Here is a 930-nt window from a genome sequence, read left to right on the forward strand (position 1 = left end):
GGTGGGAGGCGGCGCCTCTTTTGTGCTCTCTTGTCCCATTCCAGGTTCTGCACGGTTCCGCTTGGATTCCGCACGGAAAGCGGTATTCGTCCTCGTATCTCGGACTATATGGAGAAGAGAAAATCCTCGGCCTTGCATACTTAGTTTTTAGTGTGGTACTCTAACCGTGTTGTGTATTTGGTGTAGCGCTATAAAAATCCGGATGCAAGCCAGGATGCTTTTAGTAGCTGGTGCTACTCCAAGAGGCCGGAGGGCTTGTCCTTCTCTGAAGCGGGCGTTTTCTTGAGAAGCGCCGTAAGCTTGAGGTAAGTGCGCACTCCTCGTCCAATGATTTGGATGGATTTGCGCTCGTCTACTGAGAGCATCAGCTCAATAAGAACAGCCTCGCGATCAATTTTTGAAAAAAGGCTCAAGATGTATCCCAAAGCAATCCGACCGGGATTGTAGAGATAGCTGGAGCAGAAATACCAAATGGTAATCCAATCGGCCAGGGTGGGGATTAGCGACATCAAGATGTGGATAGTCCCCAGCAGGGCTTCGACAGGATTGCTTGAGGTCATTATCAATCTCCTTAAATAGTGATTGCGGAGGGGCTGAAATCGGAAATCACGCCCCTCGTCGGTTTTTGAATACGGATATAAGCTCGAGTCATCAGACTCGAGCTTCCTCCATTTACCCACTCTACAGTAGTGATATCTAAAATAAGGTCTGGATGGCGAAGCTTTTCTCTGACCCAGCTCTAAGCGTAAAAAAGGGCTGTCTCCCGAGGTGGGAGGCGGCGCCTCTTTTGTGCTCTCTTGTTCTGCACGGGATGCGCGGTTCCGCTTGGAAAAGCTGGGTCGCTTGGCTCCGCTTGGAAAGGCGGTTATCGTCCTTGCTACGTACCTATAGCATCTGGGAGGCACGCCGCATGTTTCCTCCGCGCCTACG

At 51.0% G+C, this 930-nt stretch carries 1 protein-coding gene; it reads right to left on the bottom strand.

Going from position 1 to position 930, the window contains the following annotated elements; genetic code table 11:
- Positions 1-233: 233 nt before the first annotated feature.
- On the bottom strand, positions 234-560 hold the full coding sequence (locus HMPREF2999_RS04960) for a hypothetical protein (RefSeq protein ID WP_070676181.1): 327 nt from the start codon (positions 558-560) through the stop codon (positions 234-236).
- Positions 561-930: the final 370 nt, after the last annotated feature.

Source organism: Rothia sp. HMSC066H02, from assembly GCF_001814995.1.
In the GTDB taxonomy this organism is placed as follows: Bacteria; Actinomycetota; Actinomycetes; order Actinomycetales; family Micrococcaceae; genus Rothia; species Rothia mucilaginosa.